The following is a 22545-nucleotide window of genomic DNA, read 5'->3' as shown; positions in this document are numbered from 1 at the left end:
CTTAAATGACGCCTTGCGCGAGCATGGCGTCGGCTACCTTGACGAAGCCGGCGATATTGGCCCCATCGACATAGCTGACCTTGCCGCCGCCGTGGTCGCCGTAGCGCACACAGGCGTTATGGATGCTGCACATGATTTTGTGCAGGCGATCGTCCACTTCTTCCTGGGTCCAGGACAAACGCATGGCGTTCTGGCTCATTTCCAGACCGGAAGTGGCCACACCGCCGGCGTTGCTGGCTTTGCCCGGTGCGTAGAGCACGCCTTGCTGCTCGAAGAACTTGGCGGCCTCGGCCGTCGAAGGCATGTTGGCACCTTCGGCGACACAGGTGACGCCGTTTTTGACGAGCGTCTTGGCATCTTCCAGGTTGAGTTCGTTTTGCGTGGCGCAGGGCAGGGCGATATCCACCGGCACATGCCAGGGGGTCGCACCGGCAAGGAATTGCGCGCCGACGCGGCTGGCGTAATCGCTGACGCGGCCGTATTTCTCGTTCTTGATTTCCATCAGGATGGCGAGTTTTTCCGGCGTGAAACCGGCTTCGTCGATCACACAGCCGGACGAATCCGATACGGTGATCACTTTGGCACCGAGCGCCATGGCCTTTTCCACCGCGTATTGGGCGACGTTGCCGGCCCCGGAGACGCTGACGCGCATGCCATCGAAGCTCTTGTTTTTGAGCTTCAACATTTCCTGGGCGAAATAAACGGTGCCGTAGCCCGTGGCTTCCGGACGGATGAGCGAGCCGCCAAAGCTGATGCCCTTGCCGGTAAATACGCAGTCGGCACGGTTGGAAAGCTTTTTCATCATACCGGCCATGAAGCCGACTTCACGCCCGCCGACGCCAATGTCGCCCGCCGGCACGTCGGTATCGCTGCCGATGTGGCGGAACAATTCACTGACGAATGCCTGGCAGAAACGCATGACTTCACCGGGGCTGCGACCTTTTGGATCGAAATCGGAGCCGCCTTTGCCGCCGCCCATGGGCAACGTGGTCAGTGCGTTCTTGAAGGTTTGCTCGAAAGCGAGGAACTTGAGGATGGAGAGATTGACCGAAGGATGGAAACGAATCCCGCCCTTGTAAGGGCCGATGGCAGAAGAATGCTGGATTCGGTAGCCACGATTGACCTGGACTTGCCCGCGATCGTCGAGCCAAGAGACGCGGAACATGATCGTGCGCTCCGGTTCGACCAAACGGTCGAGCAGGGCGTGATCGGTGTAACGCGGGTTTTTCTCAAGGAAGGGCCAGAGGCTTTCAATGACCTCGGTGACGGCCTGCTCGAACTCGGGTTGTCCTCGGTTTCGTGTGCTAACTTGGTTGAGAAAATCTTGTAATGAGGTATAGCGCACGATGTGGTTCTCCCGAGGAAATGTCAGTGCTGCGGTGGCAGCACCGACGGACTGATCGTGGGGTGGACGACCTCCACGACGACTAAACGGCGGCTTGCGCCACCAGGAAATTCCCAGTCGATTTCATTGCCGACGGCCAGGCCGATCAACGCTGCTCCGACTGGGGCAAACACCGATACCTTCCCCTGTGCAGGATTGGCATCGGATGGATACACGATTTCAACTTCGCGCCGCACACAGGTTTCCTTCTCGGCGTAGGCGACGCGCGAACCCATGCTGGCGACGTTATCCGGCACGCTGTCATCGCTCACGATGTTGGCGCGCTCGAGTTCGTCGGCGAGCTCTACGGGTGGGCGCAGGTGCATCAGACAGAGGTAGTCTGTCTTGCCGATGATGAGGGAATTGTTGGTGGAATTATTCACGGGCATGGCGGGCGAGAAGCAATGAAGCAAGGTGTCCTTTGAAAATCGTCAAACCGGTCTATTCTACGGCCAAAAAAAACTTTGTCAAAAAAATTTTATTGTTCCAGGTCAAAAAACAGCTTTTCTCCCTTGAAGCAGAAGAGGCTTTGTGGGAAAGTTTCGCCCTGTAATGCTTGCTCTGCGGGGGCTTGTCGCCGCACGGCATCGCCGTTTTCGGCGATTTTGACGTGCTTGGTGAAAAATATTTTTTTTGGAGAACAGTGTATGCAACGTCGTGATTTTTTGAAAAAAGCCAGCCTGGGTGCGGCGGCCGGCACGGCCAGTGTGTTGGCGACACCGGCGATTGCCGACACAGAACCGGCGATCAAGTGGCGTCTGGCGTCGAGTTTTCCCAAGTCGCTGGATGTGCTTTTTCAGGGCTCGGAAGATTTTTGCGAGCGCGTGCGCCAGCTCACCAACGGTAAATTCGATATCCGCGCCTTTCCGGCCGGGGAAATCGTTCCGGGGCTGCAGGTGCTCGATGCTACGCAAACCGGTACGGTCGAAATGTGCCATACCGCGCCGTACTACTTCTTCGGCAAAAACGAGGCTTTTTGCTTTGATTGCGCCGTGCCTTTTGGTTTGACCACGCGCCAGCAAAACGCCTGGATGTATTACGGCGGTGGTATGGCGCTGATGCGCGATTTTTACGCCAATTACGGCGTGGTGAACTTTTTGGCGGGTAACACCGGCTGCCAGATGGGCGGTTGGTTCAGAAAACCGATCAATTCCCTGAATGATTTGAAAGGGCTGAAGATGCGCATCGCCGGTTTTGCTGGTCTGGTGATGAGTAACCTGGGCCTCGTGCCGCAGCAGATTGCCCCGGGTGATGTGTATGCCGCACTGGAAAAAGGCACCATCGATGCGGCCGAGATGGTCGGTCCGTCGGACGACGAAAAACTCGGGTTGCACAAGGTCGCGCCCTATTATTACTACCCGGGTTGGTGGGAGGGCAGCACGGCAACTTCCTTGTTGGTGAACAAGGGGCATTGGGAGAAACTGCCCAAAAATTACCAGCTGGCTTTCGAAACCGCTGCCGCTGAGATGAATGTGCGGGTGATGGCGCATTACGACACCAAAAACCCGCAGGCGCTGGGGCGTTTGATTAAATCCGGGGCGAAATTGTCCGGTTTTTCCAAAGAAATCATGGAAGGCTGCTTCAAATCGGCCAATGAGACGATGGAGGCCGTTGCCGGTAAAAACCCGGAATTCAAGAAAATTTACGAACCCTGGAAACGTTTTCGCAACGACCAGTTCCAATGGTTCCGCGTCGCCGAACAGGCCTATGCGCAATTTACCTTTGGCAAGCAGTTCGGCAAGAAATAAACCGCGCGCCATGCCTGCTGAGCGTCGCATCATGGGCGCTCGGCGGGTAAAAAATAAAAATATCTTTCACATCAAGTAGGAAAATCTTCGTGAAACAACTGCTTCTTTTTGCCCGCTGGGTGGATCGGATCAATGAAAATATTGGCCGGGCTGCCGCCTGGCTGGTGCTCGTTGCCGTTCTGGTCAGTACCTTGAATGCCCTGGCGCGCTACAGTCTGCATATCGGCTCCAACGCTTTTCTTGAGTTGCAGTGGTATCTCTATTCGGCGGTTTTCCTGCTCGGGGCGGCGTGGACCTTGCGTCGCAATGAACATATTCGCATCGATGTGGTGGTCGGGCGTTTTTCGCCGCGTGTGCAAGCCTGGGTCGATATCGTGGGCGGCCTGTTCTTTTTGTTGCCTTTGTGTGCCCTGATTTTGTGGGATGCCATACCTTACGCGCTGGATGCCATGCGTTCGGGCGAGGTCTCGTCCAATGCCGGTGGCTTGGTATTGTGGCCGGCCCGCCTCTTGATTCCGGTGGCTTTTGCCCTGTTGCTGGCGCAAGGATGTTCGGAAATCATCAAGCGTTTTGCTTTTTTGTCGGGCTTGATTTCGGCCAATGAATTCGAAAAGGGTGGCGCAGCGCAAGAGGCTGCTGCGGTGCCTGCCGCTGTCGTCGAACAGCACGGGAAATAAGGGGAAGACCATGCCTTTAGAATTTCTCGTGCCCATCATCGGCGATTCGCTGGCACCGATCATGTTCGGCTGCCTGGTGCTTTTTTTGCTCTCCGGTTATCCGGTGGCCTTTTCGCTGGCCGCAAACGGTCTTGTATTTGCTGTGCTCGGCATCGGCATGGGGCTGTTCAATGTCGAATTCCTGCAGGCGCTGCCCAACCGGATCTTCGGCATCATGGCCAACGACACCTTGTTGGCGATTCCGTTTTTTACCTTCATGGGCTTGATTCTTGAGCGCTCCGGCATGGCCGAGGATTTGCTCGATACCATCGGCCAGCTTTTTGGCCCGGTACGCGGCGGTTTGGCGATTGCGGTCGTGTTGGTGGGCGCGCTGCTGGCGGCGACGACTGGCGTAGTCGCGGCTTCGGTCATTTCCATGGGCTTGATTTCGCTCCCCATCATGCTGCGCTACGGCTATGACCGGCGCTTGGCGAGCGGGGTGATTGCGGCTTCTGGCACGCTGGCGCAGATCATCCCGCCGTCGCTCGTCTTGATCGTGATGGCCGATCAGGTCGGGCGTTCGGTGGGCGAAATGTATATGGGGGCGATGCTGCCCGGTCTTTTGTTGGCAGGGTTTTATGTCGGTTATGTGGTGATCGTTTCGCTGGTCAAACCCGAATACGCACCGGCCTTGCCACTTGCGGCGCGCAGCGTGACTGGCATGGCGCTCTTGATGCGCTGTCTGTTGGTCTTGGTGCCGCCGCTCTTTCTCATCTTTCTGGTGCTGGGGACGATTTTTCTCGGCATTGCCACACCGACCGAAGGTGGGGCAATGGGGGCCTCTGGTGCCTTATTGCTGGCACTTGCCAAGCGCCGACTCAGTTTCAAGCTTTTACATCAAGCGATTGATTCAACGGCAAAACTTTCTTCGTTCGTGATGTTCATCCTGATCGGCGCCACGGTTTTTGGCCTGGTGTTTCGCGGAGTCAATGGCGATCTGTGGGTCGAGCATTTGCTGACCTCCTTGCCGGGGGGGGAAATCGGTTTCCTGATTGCCGTGAACCTGATGTTCTTCGTGCTGGCTTTCTTTCTCGATTTCTTCGAGCTGGCCTTCATTCTGGTGCCGCTGGTTGCGCCGGTGGCGGAGTCTTTGGGCATCGATCTGGTGTGGTTCGGGGTCTTGCTGGCGGTGAATATGCAAACTTCTTTCATGCACCCGCCCTTTGGTTTTGCGCTCTTTTACCTGCGCTCCGTCGCGCCGGTGCGTCCTTATAAGGATGCCGTTACCGGGCGCACACTCGATCCTGTGACGACCGGGCAAATTTACTGGGGAGCGGTGCCGTTCGTACTCATTCAGCTGAGCATGGTGGCTTTGATTATCGCTTTTCCGCAGCTGGTCACGGTTGAAAAGCGCGAAGTCATGGAAGATACGCCGTTGGAAATTCAGATTCCTACGGAAGCTTCGCCCAATGAAAACATGCCTGATTTTTCCCTGCCGGCAGATGCTGACGCAGCGGAAGGCTCCAGCACGTCGGATGAAGGGCTGGACCCCGGATCTTTGAATTTTTCCACCGCCGAGCCCGGTGAAAAAAATTGAAACCAATAACGGCTCATTTTCCCTTCAACATTCCATCGAGGAGACATCATGGAACGTCGTGATTTTTTGAAAAAAGCCAGCCTGGGTACGGCAGCGGGTGCGGCAACCGTCATCGCCGCGCCGGCTATTGCGCAAAGCGAACCCAACATCAAATGGCGTCTGGCTTCTAGCTTCCCCAAAACTCTGGATGTGCTCTTTGGCGGCACGGAAGAGTTTTGTAATCGTTTGCGCGAGCTGACGGGGGGTAAGTTTGACATCCGCCCCTTCCCGGCCGGTGAAATCGTCCCCGGCCTGCAGGTGCTGGACGCCGTGCAGGCCGGTACGGTCGAGCTTTGCCATACCGCACCCTATTATTTCTTTGGCAAGAACGAAGCCTTTGCTTTCGATTGTGCCGTGCCTTTTGGCATGACGGCGCGCGCCCATAATGCCTGGATGTATTACGGCGGCGGCATGGAAGCGATGCGGGCTTTTTACGCCAATTACGGCGTGGTCAATTTCCTCGCCGGTAATACCGGTTGCCAGATGGGCGGCTGGTTCAGAAAGCCGATCAATACCGCAGCGGATCTGAAAGGTTTGAAGATGCGCATCGGCGGTTTTGCCGGCCGCGTGCTCGAGCGCCTGGGCCTGGTGCCGCAGCAGATTGCTGCCGGCGACATCTATCCTTCGCTGGAAAAAGGCACGATCGATGCGGCAGAGTGGATTGGTCCGGCGGACGACGAAAAGCTGGGTCTGAACAAGGTCGCGCCCTATTACTACTATCCGGGGTGGTGGGAGGGCAGCACGGCCTTTTCTTTCCTGGTCAACAAAACGCAGTGGGACAAGTTGCCCAAAACCTACCAGGCGGCGTTTGAAACGGCAGCGGCCGAGGCCAATGTGCGCATTTTGGCCGATTACGATGCTAAAAACCCTGCCGCCTTGGGGCGTTTGATGAAATCGGGTGCCAAGCTATCGGCCTTTTCCAAGGACATCATGGAAGGCAGCTTCAAGGCCGCCAACGAGGTCATGGAAGAAACCGCCGCGAAGAACGCCGAGTTCAAGAAAATCTACGAACCCTGGAAGCGTTTCCGTAACGATCAATTCCAATGGTTCCGGGTTGCCGAGCAGGCGTATGCGCAATTTACTTTCGGCAAGCAATTTGGCAAAAAATAAACCTGTGCCGGGGAGAACTCGGCCTTGCTTTGAACAAAAAAGCCGCTGCTGCGGCTTTTTTGTTGGGCGCGGGGGGTGATTAGACGCGCTGATTGAGCAGAGTTTTCAAGTTTGCCGCATCGAGAATACGCACATGTTTTTGTTGCACGGCGATATAGCCTTCTTCTTGAAATTTGGAAAAAGCACGCGACACCGTTTCCAGCTTGAGCCCCAGATAGCTGCCGATTTCCTCGCGCGTCATGCGCAGATAAAATTCTGTGTGCGAAAAACCACGGGCGTTGAAACGTTGTGAAAGATTGAGCAAAAAAGCCGCCAGACGTTCTTCGGCGCGCATCGTGCCGAGCAGCATCATGACGCCGTGATCGCGTACGATTTCCCGGCTCATCACTTTATGGAAGTGGCGTTGCAAGCTGTGAATTTCGCGCGACAAACTTTCCAGGCGGGCAAAGGGTATGGCGCAGATTTCGCTATCTTCGAGGGCGATGGCGTTGCAGGTGTGGTGTTCGGTGCTGATGCCGTCCAGGCCCAGCAATTCGCCGCCCATCTGGAAGCCGGTGACCTGTTCGCGGCCGTCTTCGAGCAGTACGTCGGTTTTGAAAAAACCGCTGCGGATGGCATAGATGGCGTCAAATGTATCGCCCAAGCGGTAGAGGTGCTCGCCCCGCTTGATGCGGCGGCGGGTGGAGACCAAATCATCCAGGCGTTCCAGCTCTTCCAGGCTCAAACCGAAGGGCAGGCACAATTCGCGCAGATTGCAGCTGGAACAAACCGTCTTGATGACGGTCAGTGACATGTCCTGAGTCAAAGTAAGCGCGCGGGACATGAATCATCTGCGGCGCAAGCCGTGCTGGAACAAGCAACTTTGGCTTGATCCACGTCAACCGGGAATATAATCCGCCCCCACATAATCAAGCCAGTCACTCCTTTGATACCAAATGAATTTTTCAACTGAAAATCTCGTCTTTGATCCTGAGCTTATCCGCCGCTTTGACGTTAACGGCCCGCGCTATACGTCGTATCCAACGGCCGACCGCTTCGTCGAAGCCTTTGATGCCAAGGCCGCTGAATTGTGGCTGGGCAAGCGTAATATCGGCGGTATCAGTCGACCGCTCTCATTATACTTCCACATCCCCTTCTGTAACACCATCTGCTATTACTGCGCCTGCAACAAGATCATCACCAAGGATCACGGGCGTAGTGCCAAATATCTGAAATATCTGGGCAAGGAGCTGGCGCTGCAAAGTGCCGCGCTCGAAGGTGTGGATGGTCAACACGAGGTCATTCAGCTGCATTGGGGCGGTGGCACGCCGACATTTTTGTCGCACGACGAAATGCGCCAGCTGATGGCGGAAACGCGTAAACATTTCAAGATGCTGGATGGTGGCGAATACTCGATCGAGGTCGACCCGCGCAAGGTCGACACCGCCACCGTCGCGCTTTTGGGTGAGCTCGGTTTCAACCGCATGAGTGTGGGGGTGCAGGATTTCGACGAGCGTGTGCAAGTGGCCGTCAATCGTGTGCAAAGTGAAGAAGAAACGGCCAGTGTGATCCGCGATGCCCGTGCCAACGGCTTCAAATCGATCTCGGTCGATCTCATCTATGGTTTGCCGCATCAGAGCGTCAGCGGTTTTGAGCGCACCCTGGAGCGGGTGCTGGCGATGGACCCGGATCGCCTCTCCATCTACAACTATGCGCATTTGCCCGGTCTGTTCAAACCGCAGCGCCGGATTGCCGATGCCGACCTGCCCAATCCGGAAGCGCGCCTGCAAATTCTCGCTTTGGCGATCAAGAAACTGACGGATGCCGGCTATGTTTTCATTGGCATGGATCACTTTGCCAAACCCGATGATGAACTTGCGGTGGCGCAGCGGCAGGGGCGCTTGCATCGCAATTTCCAGGGGTATTCAACCTATGCCGACTGCGACATGCTGTCTTTCGGTATTTCCTCGATCAGCAAGGTGGGGCCGACCTACTACCAGAACGTCAAGACGCTGGACGAATACTACGATCGCCTGGATGCGCCGCTGTTGCCCGTGCATCGCGGCATCGAGTTGAATGCTGACGATATTTTGCGCCGTTCCATCATTCAGGCCTTGATGTGTCATTTCGAGTTGTCGATCGAAAGCATCGAAAGCGCGCATTTGATCGATTTTCACAGTTATTTCGCGGCGGAAATCGAGGATTTACGCGAGCTGGAGCGTGGTGGTCTGCTCAAGATTGAAAAAGACTGGATCACCGTGCTGCCGCCTGGGCGCATGCTGGTGCGCGTCATTTCCATGGCGTTTGACCGCTATCTGCGGGCCGACCGGCAGCGCACGCGCTATTCCAAGGTAATTTGACCATTGCGCCTTTCGTAAGCCAGTCGTCGGCGGACTTGCCCGCAGCGGCAGGGCGTGTGTTCTCATCGGCCGGTAGCGCGGGGGCGTTTTTTTTGAATCTTTGCCGAAGCCCTGAATAGCGCCATGTCCAGCACCAGTTTTCTTGCGCTCTTCCTCGTCGGTTTGCTTGGTGGCACGCACTGTGTTGGCATGTGTGGCGGTATTGTCGGTGCCTTGTCGATGGGCGGCGGTGGTCGCTGGCGCTTGCATCTGGCCTACAACAGCGGGCGCATTCTTTCTTATGCCCTGGCCGGTGCGCTGGCGGGCGCACTGGGGGCGGCAAGCTTGGGTTTGGCCGGGCAGACCACGGCACGCGTGGTGCTTTATGTTTTTGCCAATCTGATGCTGATTGCTTTGGGTTTGTATCTGTTGGGGGCCAGCGGCGTGCTGGCGCTGACCGAAAAAGCAGGGCAGAAGTTGTGGCAACGCATCCAGCCCCTTAGTCGCCGCTTTCTGCCGGCGCGCACTGTGGTGCAGGCTTTTCCGCTGGGCTTGTTGTGGGGCTGGCTGCCCTGCGGTCTGGTCTATAGCGCACTGGCGAATGCTTTGTCGGCAGGTTCGGCGTGGCGCGGGGCAGGCCTGATGTTGGCTTTCGGCTTGGGGACCTTGCCGAATCTGTTGTTGGCCGGAATTGTGCTGGCTCGCTTCAATCAATTCGTCAAAAAAGCCTGGGTGCGCCGTGTTTCCGGGATAGCGGTGCTAGGTTTTGGTGTCTACGGCCTCTACGGCGTACGCTATTTGCTGTCTGTTGGCGCAAGTTGAGCGCGTACCGGGTAAAATAAGAAATTACTTATTTTGCGTCTGGGCACCGGAAATCTGCCCCAAGGTGTTATCAAGAGGCTCTCCAATGAAGGAAAACACGAGCGACAGCGCGGAAAGCGTCATCGAATTTGCTATTGGCGGCATGACCTGTGCCGCCTGTTCGACACGCCTGGAAAAGGTTTTGAATCGGCAACCGGGGATGCAGGCGAACGTCAATTTGGCGGCCGAGCGGGCGCGCGTGCGTTTGCAAGGTGTGACGGCGGAGGCGGTGATTGCAGCGGTTGCCAAGGCGGGTTTTAGTGCCAGCATCGTCGATGCCGACACGCGTGAGCGGGAAAAGGAAGAAAAAGCGCGAGTTTATCAGCGTGAATTGCGCCATTTCTGGATTGCTGTGGCGCTGACCCTGCCCTTGGTGGGGCAAATGGCCTTCATGTTCGGCGAGGCAGGCCATAGCGCCGAATTGCCGCGCTGGTTGCAGTTTGTGCTGGCGACGCCGGTGCAATTCTGGATCGGCGCACGTTTTTACGACGGTGCCTGGAAGTCTTTACGCGGCGGCGGGGCCAACATGGATGTGCTGGTGGTGTTGGGCACCAGTATGGCCTGGATTTTTTCTACGGTAGTGACCTTCTTTGCTCTGGAGCAGCATGTTTATTTCGAGGGCGCAGCGGCGGTCATTACCCTCGTTTTGCTCGGAAAATTACTGGAAGCCCGCGCCAAGGCGCGCACTTCGGCGGCGATTGAATCGCTGATTCGTCTGCGCCCGAAAACAGCGCGCATTGAGCGAGACGGCACCTGGACGGATGTGCCGGTAGAAAGCCTGATGCCTGGCGACATATTTTTGGTGCGCCCGGGTGAAAGCGTGCCGGTCGATGGCGAGGTGGTGGAAGGTGATTCCAGCGTTGACGAAGCCATGCTGACCGGGGAGAGCATGCCGGTTGGCAAGCGAGCCGGCGACAAGATTTTTGCGGCAACCGCCAATGGCAATGGCAGCCTGCGCTGCCGTGCTACCGGTGTGGGCGAAGATACCTTGCTCGCCGGCATTATCCGCATGGTGGGCGAAGCGCAAGGTTCGAAAGCGCCGGTGCAGCGTCTGGCCGATAAAATTTCCGGCATATTCGTGCCAGTGGTTTGCCTGATTGCCTTGGCCACCTTGCTCGGCTGGTGGTGGTGGGGTGGCAACTTTGCCACGGCCTTGATCAATGCGGTGGCGGTGCTGGTGATCGCCTGCCCTTGCGCCTTGGGGCTGGCGACGCCGACGGCGATCATGGTGGGCACCGGGCAGGGCGCGCGCGCCGGGATTCTGGTGCGTAATGCACAAGCCCTCGAACGGGCCGAAAAAATCAGAGTTCTGGCGCTCGATAAAACCGGCACGCTGACCGAGGGCGCGCCGCGTCTGGTCGATATCGTGCCGGTGGCGGGAACGGGGTGTACGGTGGACGAGTCGCTGCGCTTGGCGGCAGCGCTCGAGCAACACTCCGAACATCCTTTGGCGCGCGCCGTAGTCGCTGCCTGGCGCACCCAGACGGGCGGCGAATTACCCCCGGTTGCGCAATTTGCAGCGCTCACCGGGCAAGGCATCAGCGGCCAAATCGATGGACGGGATTTTCGTCTGGGTTCGCCGGTCTGGCTGAATTTGGTTGACGAAACGGCGATTCTCGATTTGCAAAAACAGGGCAAAACCGTCGTCGTACTGGCACAAAGCGATGCGGCGGGCGTGTTTTTGCCCCGCGCTTACCTGGCGATTGCCGATACCTTGCGCGCAAGCTCCAGGGCGGCTGTGCAGCGTTTGCATCAGCGCGGTATCAGGGTCGTCATGCTGACTGGCGACAATGCGGCAACGGCGGCGGTCATTGCCCAGGAAGCGGGTATCGATGACTATCGCGCCAACATTCTTCCCGGCGACAAGGCGGCGGCCATCGCTGCCTTGAAGGCCGGCGGTGAGGTGGTGGCCATGGTCGGCGACGGGATTAACGATGCCCCGGCGCTGGCGGCAGCGGATGTCAGTTTTGCCATTGGCGCGGGCTCCGATGCGGCGATCGAGGCGGCTGACTTGACCTTGATCCGCAATGATTTGATGGGCGTAGCGGATGCGATTTCTTTGTCCGCCGCCACGCTGGGCAAAATTCGCCAGAATCTCTTCTTTGCCTTCATCTACAATGTGATCGGTATTCCGCTGGCGGCGTCCGGTTTGCTCAATCCTGTATTTGCCGGGGCCGCCATGGCCATGAGTTCGGTGTCGGTGGTGACGAGTTCGCTGTTGTTGCGCCGCTGGCGGCCGGGAAAATAAATTTTTGAGGGTGGCGTATGGAAACGACGGAAATCAAGATCGACGGCATGAGCTGCCAGGGTTGCGTCAACAATATCCGTGGCGTGCTGGAAGCCTTGCCTGGCGTCTGTAGCGCTGAAGTTTCTTTGGCGGGGGCGTGCGCAAAAGTGGGTTTTGATGCGGCGAAAGTCGATCGGGCAGCGCTTTGTGCGGCAATCGAAGATGCCGGGTTTGACGCGGCTTGAGTTGAACGACTTGCTCTTTGCTACTGATGCGCGAGTCTGCTAAACCCTCGGACGTCTATTGGCTCGAAGCCCGTTTACCGGGCACAGCCGAAGAATTTGCGCGCTTCATGAAGGTGTTGCGCTGTTTTTCTATGCTGGTCAGCGTGCAGGAGCGGCAGGCCAGCGAAACCAATCCCGGTACATTGATCCTTTGCTGCCGTGCGCAGGGCTGGATCGAAATTCTCGCTGTTTTGCTGCAGGCAGGTTGTGTCGATGTCCGCAGATGTGATGCGCGCCATAATCTGGATTGAAGCGCTTGGCGCGGAGCCGCTCAAATGCACGCCTGAGCGCACGTCTAAACACACGTTTAAACGCACACCCAGGCGCAATTGGAAACTTTAAGCGGTTGAAGCAGCGCCTGGTTGGCGCAGTGTAGATCAGGCCGCGCGGCGAACGGCGTTACCCGGTTTGGCCGAGGTGCCGTGTGCTTCTTTCAAACAGTCGTGGGCGCAAGAGGCGCAGCGGCCGCAGTCGCGGGTGACGCCGAGGTCGCGGCGCAGGTCTTTCAGGTTGCGCGCGCCGCTCTGGGCCGCTTCCCGAATTTGCCGATCCGTTACGGCATGGCAGACGCAGATGTACATGGCCAACCTCATTTGATGTTAATGCGAACGGTTCGTATTATTCATCCAAATGAGAATCGGTGTCAATAGCGTTTATGCAATATTTTCTGCGGGCCTGTCAATTAGAGAAGCTGGAAGGCAAAAATCGCCACCAGGGTGGGCGGCAAGGCTGAGACGAAAAGGCCGAGCGGATTCACTGCGCCGTCGTTGAAATGGCGGCGCAGGATGGAAAAACCTGCCGGGTTGGGCGCGTTGGCGATGACGGTAAGGCCGCCGCCCGTCACTGCGCCAGCGACCAGTGCATATTTGAAGTCGGCCGAGAGACCGGATACCAAGGAGCCGAGATAGGTCAGGGCGGCGTTATCGGTAATCGCCGTAAGTGCAGTGGCCCCGAAATACACCGTCGTTGCATCCATGTTTTCCAGGAGCGGCTGCAGCCACCAGGCCTGTTGTCCGCCCAGCACCACCAGGCCGGCGAGGAAGAAAGCGACCAGCAAACCTTCGCGCAGAATCAGGCGTTCCTGAAAATTTGGGTAGGCCGAGGCAATCCCCATGAAGAATAGAAAGATGCCGACAAAAATCGGCGGATGATGGGCAAAAACCACCACGATCAACAAGAGCAAGAGATGCAGAAAGGTGACGAAAGTGGGGATTTTTTCAATGCTTTCTGTCTCGCCATCGGGCAGTTTGCGCAGCTCGTTTTGAAAGAGCAGGGTGACGATGGTGGCGTTGATGACGGTGGCGGTGGCCGCTTTCCAACCAAAATGGCTGAGCATGAACCAGCTGTCCCATTGCCAGGTATGGGCCACCATGAGCACGGGCGGCGCGGCAAAACTCGTCAGCGTGCCGCCGATCGAGATATTGACGAACAGGGTGCCGAGCGTGCCGTACATCAATTTGCGTGAGACATTGTGCTGGTAGAAACGGTCGCGCAGCAAAAGCGCCGCCAGCGTCATGGCGGCCGGTTCGGTGATTAGGGAACCCAAAAGCGGCACCACCGCCAAAATGGTGAAATAAGTCGATACCGCCCCCGGTAGCGGAGCATAGCGGGCGATCATGTCGACCAAGGCTGTGGTGACGCGCAGCACCGGCTTGCTGGCGGCAATCACCATGATGACGAAAACAAAAAGCGGTTCGGTGTAGTTGCGACTGTCCAGATAATCCACTGCAAAATCGCGCCCTTCGAGCAGCATCATGGCAATCACCAGTATGGTCGCCCAGATGCCGAACACCACTTCTACCTCGCCCAGCAAATGCCACAGTCCAGAATGTGCCGGCCGACGATGGGCGAGTTGCTCGAAATATTTGGTCGAAAAGGTGTGAATGATGGCAATGGCGAAAAGCGCCGCGCCAACCATTTGAATGATGTTGGGAGACATGCGAAGGCCATGGGCTGCGGTGAAAACCCGATTTTACGCGATTTGTCTGGTGCTTCCTGTTGTGGAAAGTGCTTAGAAGAAAGTGTCAGGCGGCGCGTTTTACTGGCGCACCGGATGCTTCAGTAATTTGCGCTGCAGGGTGCGGCGGTGCATTTTGAGGGCGCGGGCGGTGGCGGAGATATTGCCCTCGTGTTCGCTCAGGACGCGCTGGATGTGTTCCCATTCGAGGCGTTCCACTGAAAACGGTGCGTCGGGAGGCGGGGCGTCGGCGGGCTGTGGTGTGTCGACAAAGGCGGTGAGAATGGCCTCCAGATCGATCGGTTTGGTGAAATATTGCGTGGCCCCGCGTTTGATTGCTTCGACGGCGGTGGCAATGCTGCCGTAGCCAGTGAGAATCACGATGCGGCATTCTTCGTTGGCGGCGAGCAGTTGCGGGATGAGGTTGAGTCCGGAGTTGCCCGCAAGATTCAAGTCGAGAATGACCTGTTGCGGGTGCAGCGTTTCGATCAGCGGCTCGGCACTCTCGATGCTGTCGGCCCCCAGCGCATCGAAACCCCGGCGTTTCAAGGTGCGCACCAAAATGGCATTGAAGGTGGGGTCGTCGTCGATGACCAGGATGGGCGGTTTGGGCTGGATCGTCATGGTTGCGGAGAGGCCGGGAGCGGGGCGTGGGCAAGACGTGGCAGTTCGATGCGGGCTGTTGCACCACCGCCTTCGCGTTGGCGAAGCAGCAATCTGCCGCCCAGCTGGTTGATGGCGGAACAGGTCAGCAAAAGTCCGATGCCGCAGCCCTCGGTGTGGGCAGGTAGGGCGTGGCGGCCGCACAGGTCGAGTACCTCTGGCGGAAAACCTGGGCCACGGTCGAGCACTTCGATGATGAGGTGCGCGGCGTCCCAGCTCAGGCGAATTTCGATGCTGTTGATGTCGCTCTCCGCACTGGCCCGGGCGGCGTTGTTGAGCAGATTCAAGAGCGCTTGCGCCAGGCGTGGATCTGCGGCGAGCAGCGGGGCCGGACCCAGGCTTGCGATGTTGAGCTGGCTGTTGGCTTGCGGGCGCAGACTGTGCCAGTGCTGGCGCAGCTGATTGAGCCAGCGGTCGGCCGCGAGGCGTTCGATATTTTCCAGGCGCTCGGCACCGGCGCGGCGCGATAGGGTGCTGATGATGCTTTTACATTGGGCGATTTGTTGTTGCAGCAGCACGGCGTCTTCGCGTGTTTCGGCGGGCAGGCGGGTGTCTTCGGTGAACTCGCCGACGAGCAGTGCCATGGTGGCCAGCGGCGTACCCAATTCGTGTGCCGCACCGGCGGCCAGGGTGCCGATCGCGGTGACCCGTTCCGCACGCAGCGCCTGCTCGCGGGCGGCGGCAAGTTCGGCGTCGCGCAGCCGGATGCGCTGGCTCATGCGCAGCACGATCCAGCCGATCAAGCCGGCCGACACGACGAAGGTCAGCCACATGCCGATCAAATGCAGCTGGGTGGCGCGCGCCACATCGGCAATCGGCAGGGGAAGATAGAACAACATGAGTAAGGAATAGGCGCTGACGGCGGCGGCAGTAACGGCGATGACCTGTCGCCCGGGGAGTGCCAAAGCAGCAAAGGCGACGGGGGGTAAGAGTAATGAAATCAATGGGTTGGTTGCGCCGCCGCTTAAGTAAATCACGGCGCTCAAGGTGGCAAGATCGAACAAGATCTGGCTGCACAATGCGTTGGCGCTGGCATGTTCTAAGGTGCTGGCGGAGGCTGGTTTTTTGCTCTGTAAGTGGGCCAGGAGCGTCACTCCGGCGGCGAGAAAAAGCACGCTCAAAAGATAGGTTTGCGGTAGCGTAATTGACAGCAGGGCGGGGGCGATCATCACGCAGAGGGCGAGCAGGGCGAGCGTGACCACGCGCACGGCGCGCAGGCGGGCGAGATGCGGGGCAAATTCCTGAGAAGGAAGCGTGGCAAAAGACATGCGCTGATTATCGGTGATTTGTCGCGCCAGAACAGCTGCCGGGGATGTTTGCGAGCTGCGACAGATTGTCGCGGGCTTGCCTTGCGCTGTGTCGATAGGTGGTGTTTTTTTCTGAAAAAACGGAATTAATCTCTGTTGTATTCTGTTTGTTCCGAAGTGTTGCCTGCGGATAATGCCGGTTTTCTGAGCGTACTGACGAGACAGCGGGAGTTTTTATGCAAGACAAACAAATTCAGGCCATTTTGGCGATCGCCATTCACGCCGCGTTTGCCGATGGAGAAAAGGACGAGCGTGAACGCGAAGCGCTGCGGCGGGTGGCGGAAAATCTGGCGGGCGAGGAGGGCGCGCCCGATCTCACCCGGCTGTACCAGGATGTTTTGCTCAAGCGCGCCTCTTTGGCTGCGGCAACCGGCGTTTTAGAGGACATCGGAGCGCGTCAATTTGCCTACGAAGTGGCCTTGGGTGTTTGCGAGGCCGACGGCCGTCTCGTCGAGTCTGAGCGCGTTTTTCTGGCGCAGTTACGCGATTTGCTGGCGCTCTCGGGAGAAACGAGTGCGCGTATCGAAGCAGATTCGACGCCATCGCTGGCGGCACTGGACCATGGCGTTTCGCCGCTTGCGACAGCTGGCGCAGCGGCGGCGGCTGGTGTCGGGGTTGCCGCCGAAGCGAGTTCGGCCTGGGGGGCGTCTGGGGAAAATTCTGCCGTCAGCACGGCAGAGCAGGATAAAAATATTCTCAATATGGCGCTGATTTGCGGCGCGCTGGAGTTATTGCCGCAGTCCTGGGCCTCGATGGCGATCATTCCGCTGCAGATCAAGCTTGTCTATAACATCGGCAAGGCGCACGGTGTGGCGCTCGATCAGGGGCATATCAAGGAGTTCATAGCCGCCGCCGGGGTGGGGATGACTTCGCAATATCTCGAACAATTCGGGCGCAAACTTTTGGGCGGTTTGCTTGGCAAGGCAGCCGGTAAAACCTTCGGCAAGCTGGGCAGCACCGCCACGGGCATGGCATTTTCCTTTGCCACGACCTACGCCTTGGGGCAAGTGGCGCAGCGTTATTACGCCGGCGGGCGGGTAATGAGCAGCGCGGTATTGCGCGACAGTTTCCAGGGTTTGCTCGGTCCGGCGAAACAGCTGCAGGCGCAGTATTTACCGCAGATCGAGCAAAAGGCTGCAACGCTCGATGCGGGCCAGATCACCGCTTTGTTGCGCGCTTAAATGGATTGCGTGCGATGACAGCGACGCTCGATAGCTTTGCCACCGGCACGATGTGGGCCGGTTTCATCGTTTTTGTGCTGGCCATGCTGGCGCTTGATTTATTCGTTTTTGGCGGGCGGCGCGCGCATCGCGTGCCGGTGCGCGAGGCGCTGGCCTGGGTGCTGACTTGGGCGGCGCTGGCGCTGGCCTTTGCCGGGCTGCTCTGGTGGTATCTGAACGACACCCAGGGAGCCGAGGTTGCGCGCACCAAGAGTCTGGAGTTTCTGGCGGGTTATCTGATCGAGCAGTCGTTGTCGGTCGATAACATGTTCGTTTTCGTGATGATTTTTGGCTATTTCGCGGTGCCGCCGGAAATGCAGCGGCGTGTGCTGCTTTACGGCGTGCTCGGGGCGATTGTCATGCGTGCCGGGATGATTCTGGCCGGGGTCTGGCTGGTGCAGCAGTTTTCCTGGATTTTGTACCTGTTCGGCGCTTTTCTCGTGGTGACCGGGGTGAAAATGCTGATTTTTGCCGAAGCCGAACCGGATCTCGAACAAAACCCACTGCTACGCTGGTTGCGCGGGCATCTACGCATCACGCCGCAATTTCAGGGCGAGCGCTTTTTTGTGCGTAAAGAGGGTTTGCTTTGGGCGACGCCGATGTTTCTCGTTTTGCTCCTGATCGAAGCCAGCGATGTGGTGTTCGCAGTGGATAGCATTCCGGCGATTTTTGCGGTGACGACGGATCCTTTTATCGTTTTTACCTCGAATATTTTTGCCATCATGGGGCTGCGCGCCCTGTACTTCCTGCTGGCCGACATGGCCGAGCGTTTTCATCTGCTCAAATATGGCTTGTCGCTGGTGCTGATCTTCATCGGCGGAAAAATGCTCGCCATGCCTTGGTTTCATTTGCCGGTACAGTGGTCCTTGTCGGTGGTGGCCAGCATCATCCTGGTTTCTGTGGTGGCCAGTCTGCGCTTGTCGCGTCAGGCCCTTACGCCAAGCGAGAAAAATCATGAACACTGAATTTGTCAAAGGGCAGCCGGCAGAAAAAGCGTGGGTCGATGGTTTTTGCGTGCAGCAATGCGCGCGTGATGCCGATGGGCGCCTGGTTTCCCTGGTTTTGGCGGCAAGGCAGGACGCTACTTCCCAGGCCGAGAGCTGGTTGCTTGCTGTCGATCGTTCCGCCCATGCCTTGCGTGCGGCGCAAGCCGTTTTGCATCTGGCGCAAGCGACGCAAGCCAAGCTGGTGCCGCAGTTGATCAATGTACAACCCTGGTTATCGCGCGAGGCGGCTGAAGAAACTTTGGCGCAGCGGGCGCTGGACGATAGCGCTGCAGTGCGTGCCTTGTTTACGCAGGCGGGTTACTCCTGGTGTTTGCATGTGCGTATGGGCGAGCCGGCGCAAGCCATTCTCGCCGCGCTGGCTGATTTGCCGGTGGCGGGGGTGGTACTCGGGCGGCGCGGCTTGAACGCGGCACAAAGCCTGTTGCTGGGTTCGGTGACGCAAAAAGTTTTGCAACAGGCGCAGCGGCCGGTGTTGGTCGTGCCGTGAAAATTTGCCCCAAGCCGCGTTCGCAGCGATGAATTTTTACTGATTTTTTGGAGTGTTTTTGATGGCTGGAGCCAGTTTGTTGACTCTGCTCGACGATATTGCCGCCGTGCTTGATGATGTGGCGGTGATGACCAAGGTGGCAGCGAAAAAAAGCGCTGCCGTAGCCGATGATGTGAGCGCCATGACCAAGGTCGCCACGCGCAAAACCGCAGGAGTCCTGGGAGACGATCTGGCGCTGAACGCGCAACAGGTTACCGGGGTACGCGCTGAGCGTGAGTTGCCGGTGGTGTGGGCGGTGGCCAAGGGTTCCTTGATGAACAAGGTGATTCTGGTGCCGGCTGCGCTGGCCATCAGCCTTTTTCTGCCCTGGTTGATTACGCCGCTTTTGATGGTAGGGGGGGCATTTTTGTGTTTTGAGGGGGTGGAAAAGTTAGCCCACAAATTTTTGCCTCAGGCGCACGCCCCAGAACAAGTGAGCGAGAATGGAAGCGCACCGCAAGATCCCGTTGCCTTGGAGCAGGAAAAAATCAAGGGGGCGGTGCGTACCGATTTCATTCTTTCTGCAGAAATCATCGTCATTGCCTTGGGGACGGTTGCCAGCGCGCCGTTACTGCAACAGGTTGCCGTGCTGGTGGGGATTGCGCTGTTGATGACGGTGGGGGTGTATGGCCTGGTCGCCGGCATCGTGAAACTGGATGATCTGGGGCTGTGGCTGAATCAGAAAAAAAGCGCCCTGCTGCAAGTCTGGGGGCGTGCGCTGTTGGTTGCCACGCCGTGGCTGATGCGCTTTCTCTCGGTGGCCGGCACGGCCGCCATGTTCCTGGTGGGCGGCGGCATTTTGGTGCATGGCGTGCCATTTTTGCATCACGCCGTCGAGGCCGCGGGTGCGGCTGTGGCGGTAGGTGACTTGGCCGGGCTGTGGCAGGCGCTGATGGTCAATGGTCTAAACGGGGTGCTTGGAATTTTTGCCGGTGTTTTGGTGTTGGGGGCGGTGCAGCTATTTGCAAAATTGCGGCCTGTTGCGGCGTAAGCAAATAGAAAGGCTATTTGCCCTGAGCACGCCAATTATTTTGACGGGCGCAGGGCAAATTCAAAGCGGGGGAAACTCTATCCTGCCTTGGCTCAGTCTTGCGCCGCAGCCGTTGCGCCGGCCTCCCCACTTTCCGGCACATAGACCATGGAGCCGTCTTTCATGCGGTAGGCAACACCGGCTTTTTCGCCATCGCCGCTGCCGACTTCGCCGCTGGCTTTGTATTTCTCGATTTTTTCGCCCTTTTTGATCATCACTTCCATGGTCGGTTTGCCGGGGTCGGTGATGACGGTGATGTCTTGTTTGTTGAATGGGTTGATCATCGGATTTTGCGCCACGGTGATGAGCAGGGCGGCGATGATGACGAGAAAGATGTCGATCAGATTGACCACCGAGAGGATGGGATCTTCGGTTTCCGGTTCGTGTAAAAGTTTCAGGCTCATGCGGCGACTCCGCGCAGGGATTGAATTTCCAGCAGTTCTTCGGCCAGCCAGCGGCGGCGCACGTTGACCACCCAGTAGGTGATGGAGGCGGCAATCAGGGCCAGGATGACGGCCGAGAACGCAATGGTCAGATTGTTGGAAACTTCTGCGAGATTACCGTCGGAGAGCGATTTCAGGGCCGGTCCCATGGGGATCATGGTGGCGACGAGGCCGAGCATGGGGGTGACGCGGCTGGCGATGCGCGGGTTTTCCAGCACTTTGTGCGCAAAAACGTCGAGCTCATCGTCAGAAAGCGTTGGCCGCTGGCGAAAATGTGCAAGCAAGGGGCGGCCTTTGCCGCTTTTGCGGCGCAGTGCGAGCACGAGAAATTCGCCCAAGACCCAGAAAGCGTAGAGAAAAAGTCCGGCGATCAAGGCCAGGGTGGGCATGAGAAAGATCTGCGAGATCTGGTACATGGTGAGTTCGACGAGGTGCGACATAAAAGCTCCGTTGTGTGTTGTCAGGGTGTGAATCGGTAAAGAAAAAATGGCTTACCACTTGCCTTCGAGCGAAAGCAGGAGGGTGCGCTGGCCGCGTTCGTTGCTGGCCAAGCGCCAGTCTTCGCTGCCGGCGTAGAAATTCGCCAGACGTTGCGTATCGGCGCGTAAGAGGTTTTGCGCGTCCAGGCGCAGGTTCAGTTGCGGCGTCAGGCGGCGGGTGAGGTAAAGGTCGAGCAGTTCCCGGCGTTTTTGTCTGCTGGCGGTTTCGCCCGGAATGTCGGTGCGGTTGCGCCCGTGCAGGGTGAGGTGGAAACCGGCGCTCATCTGCCAGGCGGGCAGCGCCTGATCGAGGCCCAGCGACCATTGGTAGCGCGGCAGTTCGCGGGCGTCGCGCTGGCGGTTCAGGCGCTTGTCGTCCACACGGGCGCGCGGCAGGGTCAGGTGGCTGCGTAGCGCCGCGCCTTTCCAGCCCAGCGCATCGGTTTTCAGCTTGGCGTCGAGCTCCAGCCCCCAGTGGCGGGCGCTGCCTTCGTTATAGGGGCGCTCGACCCAGCGCGCGCCTTCGAGTTGCGTGCGCCGTTCGATGAAATCCTGGGTGCGGCGCAGATAGACGTTCGCGCCGACGGTGCCGAGTTCCTTGGGTAGGCGTTTTTCCAGCGAGGCTTCCCAGTTCACATTGCGCTCGGCTTTCAAGCCGCCGTTGCCGGCGCGGTCGGGTTCGAGCGGGCTATTGCCAACTGCAGCCGTGGTGGCCAGCACGGTGAGACCGGAAATCTCGTCGAGTTTGGGGGCTTTGAGACCGGCCCCGATCGAGGAGCGCAAAATGAGATCGGACGCCAGTTCATAGCGGGCGGCGAGCGAGGGGGCAAGCTGGCTGGCGTTCTGCGAGCGGCCGTCGGCTTTGAGTGCGATGTGCTCAAAGCGCAGCCCTCCGGTCAGGGTCAGCGTGTCGCTGACCGGCGCTTCATGTTGCAGCCAGGCCGTCCATTGTTTCGATGTGGCCTCGTGGTCGCCGCGCCAGGCGGTGCTGCCGCTGATGCGCTGGGTTTCTTCGCGCTGGAGCCAGCTTTGCTCCAGGCCGAGGGAGAGTAGCCCCAAGCCAAGGCCGCGATCTAGGCGCACGGCGGATGACACTTCGTTCTCGTCGCGGCGCAGGCGCTCGTTGTGGGCGGCGCTCGTGGCACCGGCGGCATTGTGCCAGCGGCGCTCGGTGTCGCTGTGGCGCTGGCCGTCGAGCACGGCGATACGGCCCGAGAGCTTGCCGCTGTCGAGTTTTTTCTCGCCCTCGGCGCGCAGGCGTAGCAGGGTGATGCGGCTGTCTTCGTCTTCGCGCCGCCCGCCGTCGGCGGCAAGGCCGGTGCCGGCAGCCGGGTTGGCGTAGGCAGCACGCCGGGCGCGCGTCGTGCGCTCGCCTGCGTTGTGGTAAATGCTCGGCCACAGGGTGAAGCTGCCGGTTGCGCCGCGCCAGGTGAGGCGCGGGGCGAGGATGAATTCGTTGAGCGTGTAGGCACCGCGCTCGCGCTCGCTGTGCCACTGGTCGCGCACACCGGCATTGGCGTGCTGGCGCTCGAGTTTTTTGTCGGTAGGCAGGCCGTGGCGGTTGATCGAGAGCGGCAGGCTCCAGGAAAAATCTTTGTCGCCGCCGCCTAAACTGGCCGAAAACTGGCCGTTGGCCTCGTCGCCGCGCGTGCCGGCGGCCAGGCGCAGGGTGGTGGACGGGGCGTTCGG

At 58.6% G+C, this 22545-nt stretch carries 23 protein-coding genes; 13 read left to right on the top strand and 10 right to left on the bottom strand.

Features of this window, described 5'->3' with window-relative positions:
• Position 1: 1 nt before the first annotated feature.
• On the bottom strand, positions 2-1345 hold the full coding sequence (gene gdhA / locus ACM62Q_RS09195) for an NADP-specific glutamate dehydrogenase (protein ID WP_415035810.1): 1344 nt from the start codon (positions 1343-1345) through the stop codon (positions 2-4).
• A 23-nt stretch (positions 1346-1368) separates the two neighbouring features.
• On the bottom strand, positions 1369-1767 hold the full coding sequence (rnk, locus tag ACM62Q_RS09190; protein ID WP_415035808.1) for a nucleoside diphosphate kinase regulator: 399 nt from the start codon (positions 1765-1767) through the stop codon (positions 1369-1371).
• A 264-nt stretch (positions 1768-2031) separates the two neighbouring features.
• Here rnk and ACM62Q_RS09185 point away from each other — a divergent pair, with 264 nt between their 5' ends.
• The 4 genes from ACM62Q_RS09185 to ACM62Q_RS09170 all read left to right on the top strand — a co-directional run bounded on the left by ACM62Q_RS09185 (position 2032) and on the right by ACM62Q_RS09170 (position 6534).
• Entirely contained in the window at positions 2032-3132 is a 1101-nt protein-coding gene (locus tag ACM62Q_RS09185) for a TRAP transporter substrate-binding protein (protein ID WP_415035806.1), read from the top strand.
• Between the two features lie 89 nt (positions 3133-3221).
• Positions 3222-3809, top strand: coding sequence for a TRAP transporter small permease subunit (locus ACM62Q_RS09180; protein ID WP_415035804.1), 588 nt, complete (start codon positions 3222-3224; stop codon positions 3807-3809).
• Between the two features lie 10 nt (positions 3810-3819).
• Positions 3820-5385 carry a TRAP transporter large permease gene (locus ACM62Q_RS09175; RefSeq protein WP_415035802.1) on the top strand — a complete coding sequence of 522 codons (1566 nt, stop codon included), beginning with the start codon at positions 3820-3822 and terminating at the stop codon, positions 5383-5385.
• A gap of 48 nt (positions 5386-5433) precedes the next feature.
• On the top strand, positions 5434-6534 hold the full coding sequence (locus ACM62Q_RS09170; protein WP_415035800.1) for a TRAP transporter substrate-binding protein: 1101 nt from the start codon (positions 5434-5436) through the stop codon (positions 6532-6534).
• A 79-nt stretch (positions 6535-6613) separates the two neighbouring features.
• Here ACM62Q_RS09170 and fnr read toward each other — a convergent pair whose 3' ends face one another.
• The gene (gene fnr / locus ACM62Q_RS09165) at positions 6614-7357 is read right to left on the bottom strand and encodes a fumarate/nitrate reduction transcriptional regulator Fnr (RefSeq protein ID WP_415035798.1); all 744 of its coding nucleotides are present in this window, start codon (positions 7355-7357) and stop codon (positions 6614-6616) included.
• Between the two features lie 112 nt (positions 7358-7469).
• Here fnr and hemN point away from each other — a divergent pair, with 112 nt between their 5' ends.
• The 5 genes from hemN to ACM62Q_RS09140 all read left to right on the top strand — a co-directional run bounded on the left by hemN (position 7470) and on the right by ACM62Q_RS09140 (position 12475).
• Positions 7470-8873, top strand: coding sequence for an oxygen-independent coproporphyrinogen III oxidase (gene hemN / locus ACM62Q_RS09160; protein ID WP_415035796.1), 1404 nt, complete (start codon positions 7470-7472; stop codon positions 8871-8873).
• A gap of 123 nt (positions 8874-8996) precedes the next feature.
• The gene (locus ACM62Q_RS09155) at positions 8997-9674 is read left to right on the top strand and encodes a sulfite exporter TauE/SafE family protein (protein WP_415035794.1); all 678 of its coding nucleotides are present in this window, start codon (positions 8997-8999) and stop codon (positions 9672-9674) included.
• Between the two features lie 85 nt (positions 9675-9759).
• Positions 9760-11961, top strand: coding sequence for a heavy metal translocating P-type ATPase (locus tag ACM62Q_RS09150; protein ID WP_415035792.1), 2202 nt, complete (start codon positions 9760-9762; stop codon positions 11959-11961).
• A gap of 17 nt (positions 11962-11978) precedes the next feature.
• Complete coding sequence (locus ACM62Q_RS09145; RefSeq protein ID WP_415035790.1) at positions 11979-12185, top strand: heavy-metal-associated domain-containing protein; 207 nt, start codon at positions 11979-11981, stop codon at positions 12183-12185.
• A gap of 26 nt (positions 12186-12211) precedes the next feature.
• On the top strand, positions 12212-12475 hold the full coding sequence (locus tag ACM62Q_RS09140) for a hypothetical protein (protein WP_415035788.1): 264 nt from the start codon (positions 12212-12214) through the stop codon (positions 12473-12475).
• A 126-nt stretch (positions 12476-12601) separates the two neighbouring features.
• Here ACM62Q_RS09140 and ACM62Q_RS09135 read toward each other — a convergent pair whose 3' ends face one another.
• The 4 genes from ACM62Q_RS09135 to ACM62Q_RS09120 all read right to left on the bottom strand — a co-directional run bounded on the left by ACM62Q_RS09135 (position 12602) and on the right by ACM62Q_RS09120 (position 16112).
• Positions 12602-12805 (bottom strand): (2Fe-2S)-binding protein, encoded by a 204-nt coding sequence (locus ACM62Q_RS09135; RefSeq protein WP_415035786.1) that lies wholly within the window; start codon positions 12803-12805, stop codon positions 12602-12604.
• A 101-nt stretch (positions 12806-12906) separates the two neighbouring features.
• Positions 12907-14163 (bottom strand): putative Na+/H+ antiporter, encoded by a 1257-nt coding sequence (locus tag ACM62Q_RS09130; RefSeq protein WP_415035784.1) that lies wholly within the window; start codon positions 14161-14163, stop codon positions 12907-12909.
• A 99-nt stretch (positions 14164-14262) separates the two neighbouring features.
• Positions 14263-14805 carry a response regulator transcription factor gene (locus ACM62Q_RS09125; RefSeq protein ID WP_415035782.1) on the bottom strand — a complete coding sequence of 181 codons (543 nt, stop codon included), beginning with the start codon at positions 14803-14805 and terminating at the stop codon, positions 14263-14265.
• Positions 14802-16112, bottom strand: a complete 1311-nt coding sequence (locus ACM62Q_RS09120; protein ID WP_415035780.1) for an ATP-binding protein — start codon at positions 16110-16112, stop codon at positions 14802-14804. The genes ACM62Q_RS09125 and ACM62Q_RS09120 overlap by 4 nt, the downstream gene beginning before the upstream one ends.
• Positions 16113-16327: 215 nt before the next feature.
• On the opposite strand from ACM62Q_RS09120, the gene ACM62Q_RS09115 reads away from it, so the two are divergent.
• The 4 genes from ACM62Q_RS09115 to ACM62Q_RS09100 all read left to right on the top strand — a co-directional run bounded on the left by ACM62Q_RS09115 (position 16328) and on the right by ACM62Q_RS09100 (position 19895).
• Positions 16328-17332, top strand: a complete 1005-nt coding sequence (locus ACM62Q_RS09115; protein ID WP_415035778.1) for a TerB family tellurite resistance protein — start codon at positions 16328-16330, stop codon at positions 17330-17332.
• Positions 17333-17346: 14 nt separating this feature from the next.
• A complete protein-coding gene (locus ACM62Q_RS09110) occupies positions 17347-18336 on the top strand; it encodes a TerC family protein (RefSeq protein WP_415035776.1) in 990 nt (329 codons plus the stop codon).
• Positions 18326-18865 carry a universal stress protein gene (locus tag ACM62Q_RS09105; RefSeq protein ID WP_415035774.1) on the top strand — a complete coding sequence of 180 codons (540 nt, stop codon included), beginning with the start codon at positions 18326-18328 and terminating at the stop codon, positions 18863-18865. Before ACM62Q_RS09110 ends, ACM62Q_RS09105 begins: the two co-directional genes overlap by 11 nt.
• A gap of 61 nt (positions 18866-18926) precedes the next feature.
• On the top strand, positions 18927-19895 hold the full coding sequence (locus ACM62Q_RS09100) for a DUF808 domain-containing protein (protein ID WP_415035772.1): 969 nt from the start codon (positions 18927-18929) through the stop codon (positions 19893-19895).
• 92 nt (positions 19896-19987) lie between these two features.
• Here the strand turns inward: ACM62Q_RS09100 and ACM62Q_RS09095 are convergent, their stop codons facing one another.
• The 3 genes from ACM62Q_RS09095 to ACM62Q_RS09085 all read right to left on the bottom strand — a co-directional run.
• Positions 19988-20338, bottom strand: a complete 351-nt coding sequence (locus ACM62Q_RS09095; protein WP_415035770.1) for a DUF2149 domain-containing protein — start codon at positions 20336-20338, stop codon at positions 19988-19990.
• On the bottom strand, positions 20335-20817 hold the full coding sequence (locus tag ACM62Q_RS09090; protein WP_415035768.1) for a MotA/TolQ/ExbB proton channel family protein: 483 nt from the start codon (positions 20815-20817) through the stop codon (positions 20335-20337). Before ACM62Q_RS09090 ends, ACM62Q_RS09095 begins: the two co-directional genes overlap by 4 nt.
• 51 nt (positions 20818-20868) lie before the next feature.
• The coding region (locus ACM62Q_RS09085; RefSeq protein WP_415035766.1) for a TonB-dependent receptor plug domain-containing protein at positions 20869-22545 on the bottom strand (1677 nt) is incomplete at its 5' end.

Source organism: Azonexus sp., from assembly GCF_047638095.1.
Lineage (GTDB): Bacteria > Pseudomonadota > Gammaproteobacteria > Burkholderiales > Rhodocyclaceae > Azonexus.
Note: the sequence above shows the minus strand (reverse complement) of the source record. Positions and strands in the feature narration are given on the sequence as shown.